This is a genomic window from Haladaptatus ordinarius, from assembly GCF_054177595.1.
Window position 1 is genome coordinate 1 of record NZ_JBPEHH010000222.1, and the last position, 2,907, is coordinate 2,907.

Below are 2,907 nucleotides of genomic sequence, written 5' to 3' on the forward strand. Positions count from 1 at the left end.
GGACTGCGGCCTCGGGCACGTTCGAGCCCGAGGCCGCGTGCACGCACGAACAGAAGTGTTCGTTGCGCTCTGTCTCCGACTCGTGGTTGCAATCACCAACTACGAGCGAGGAAACGACCTGGGCTGCGAGAAGCTATGAGATGGATTCTATGACACGCTCTACCTAACTTACGAGAACGCGGTTCAGTGGCATAAACGACACACTCCAGTCCGGGCTCGTGAAACTCTTCCCCCCGAGTCCGTGAACGGCCGAGAATACCGGGCGTCGATTCGGTGGCCACATTGGCCGTCCCATTCACCTCCCATCGAGAGTGCGAGCCGAACGCGTCAGGCCGACACCCGTTCGGCGAGATGGTCGACGTCTTGTAGGTCATCGGGAACGAGGAACAGTCGGAGTCGAGGACGACCGACGTCGATCGGAACTTTCTCCGTCTCGATCAGGCCACGGTCTTCGAGTCGTGTTTTGGTTCGTGAGAACGTGGCCTTGCTCGCGACGCCCGTGTCTTCGCCCCACTTACTGATGTCGTAGAGCAGTTCCTCGTTGTGTGCCGCGACCAGTAAGGCGATGGTCACTTCGTCCAGGTCGTCGTCCTCGCCGGGGACGGTGTCGACCGAGTCCAGGACCATCTCGAAATCATCTCTGACGTCCTCCCCGAATTCGTCGGCCAGCGTGTTTTCGACGCGAGAGATGGGTGGCGTCCGCAGGCTGAAGTCCTCACCCGTCTCCCACTCGTCCGCGAACGTCGTCCGTACGTTCTCGACGAAGTCGGCGTCCGTCGAAACCAGGCCGGTCATCCCGCCGTCGAGCGAGACGATTGCGACGACCTGGTCGTCGCCGACGAGCAGCGAGTTCCGTGCGATGTCGGTCGTCGTGCGAAGCGACAGCGTGTTCGCATCGACCAGGTCCGCTACCTGGCTCGCGAGGATGAAGTCGTCGACGCCCGTTTTCAACACGTCGGGGGTGGCGAGCACCCGGATGTCGGGAAGTTCGTCTTCGAACTCGGTCGCCGTCATGATGACCCTTCGAAAGACGTCCGGTGCTGGATTGACCACGAGGATAGACCCGGCTTCCTCGAGCAGCGAGTGAATCGTTTCGTCGAGCTGCTCTTCGAGCATTGAGGCATCGGCTGACATACGTCGGAAGACGAGAACGGATACCTTTGTTCTGGCGAGGCTACCCTCCGAGAAGGGGTAGATTAACGAGGAGAACGGTGAAATTAGGGTCGGCGTCGCGTTAGTCTCAGGACACGTCGCTGGGATACACATCACTGTCCGTATCGTACCAAATGCCCGAAATGAAGCACGGACGGCGAGAATTTGGACGCAGCGGGTGTTGTTTCGTCGACTAGAACAATTTATCAACAATTCTAACTACAGATTTTAAACTGTATATATCCATGCAAAGATTCATTAAGGTATCACACATGGAAAATTATAGGTCAAAATATCTATATAGAAAACGTGGGACGATTGTGCTCGGGTCGCGCATTGGCACACGCACCAGCATCGAACATGTTGGTTCCCCGTGGGGGTTTAATCGTTTCCACTTTCTAAGCGAGATTTGGCACGGAGAAAAACAATGCAACTCAAAGCAACACTCGGCGAACTCAAGAACCGGTCCGAGCGGGCAGTCAGCCCTGTCATCGGTGTCATCCTGATGGTCGCGATTACCGTCATTCTGGCAACCGTTATCGGGACGTTCGTGATGGGACTTGGGAGTAATATCCAGACAAACGTGCAAGCAGGTGCAACGGTTCAATCCGATGCAACGGATGATACGATATCTGTCGCTTTCACATCTACACAGAAATCAGATGCGTATCTTGAAGTGAACACCACTGGTGCAAGTCCCAATGGCAATGCAACTCTAAAGCAAGTAGGTGACACAGTGACCTTCGAGGACTCAGGAACTGGCGAAGCTAGTGGATCCGCTTCAATTGACCAAAATGCAGGAGGTATGGATGAAAACACTATCACAGTCACCATCACCGCTATTAACGGTGATACACGGACCGTCATCCAAACGAAAAAAGTCAATCTGTAAACTGCTGTAGGATCTTTTCTGTTTTAGGGAAATCATTTTTTGACATATTATATATCAATATATTTATCAAGTAGACGTCTTATGAGAGGATGGAAGTAGGACTAGAAGTTATAGCCAATAGTACAAAATATAGACCCTAAGTCTACATTCTGTCTATCTCTAATATATTATCTTGCAATTCAGATTGCAATGTTCAAACTCACTCGTTTCATCTACACCCAGTAAATACCCCGGGAGAAGGTCTGTAATGTAAGGGTGTACTATTTGGCGTGCTACCGCAAGGAAAAAACGAGCGATAGAATGGATGATGAATTCGTAGATTGGCGCGAGCGGCGCTAAAACGCTTGTATCCAGGTTAATAAAATAGCCGAGGATATACCACTGTGAATCAGGATAATCGCTAGACGGAACAGATTTGTATCGATATTAATTCTCGCTCGAAAATTCAGTTTCAGACGGGACGAGTAGCAACGTAGAAACCGATATTCTGCCGAATCCTTCGTAGAGAGAGGCTAAAACGGCCGTCAGAAGATATCCGCCGAAGACCGATTTCACCGTCCTCAAAAAATCCTAAAACGGCCGATTTGACGGAAGAGTCGCGGGGTGTACCGTCGAATCCTGTTTTCAGAATCTCGATGGCGCGTATCGGTCACTACCGCCGAGAAGAACACAGGGGTAGAAACCAAACTCACAGGCCCGCTCGTACTCGTAGACAACCGATACGGCTGCAGGGTTGCAGGCCATCCCATTCGTATTCGGTTAAGACGTAAAACCAGCATACAGTGCTGCATTCACCTCCTCAAGAAGCGTCTGGCGTGACGGAGCTGGTTGTCTCGCCTCTCGATACCACGTGTTCGGGAGAT

At 52.1% G+C, this 2,907-nt stretch carries 2 protein-coding genes and 1 pseudogene; 2 read left to right on the forward strand and 1 reads right to left on the reverse strand.

Annotation, left to right across the window (positions count from 1 at the left end; genetic code table 11):
- Window positions 1-139, forward strand: a pseudogene (locus tag ACR3FF_RS26575) (IS5/IS1182 family transposase); the annotation flags it as partial.
- Between the two features lie 188 nt (window positions 140-327).
- Here ACR3FF_RS26575 and tbsP read toward each other — a convergent pair.
- Window positions 328-1,134 carry a transcriptional regulator TbsP gene (tbsP, locus tag ACR3FF_RS26580; protein WP_458191083.1) on the reverse strand — a complete coding sequence of 269 codons (807 nt, stop codon included), beginning with the start codon at window positions 1,132-1,134 and terminating at the stop codon, window positions 328-330.
- Window positions 1,135-1,579: 445 nt separating this feature from the next.
- Here tbsP and ACR3FF_RS26585 point away from each other — a divergent pair, with 445 nt between their 5' ends.
- On the forward strand, window positions 1,580-2,044 hold the full coding sequence (locus tag ACR3FF_RS26585; protein WP_458191084.1) for a type IV pilin domain-containing protein: 465 nt from the start codon (window positions 1,580-1,582) through the stop codon (window positions 2,042-2,044).
- Window positions 2,045-2,907: the final 863 nt, after the last annotated feature.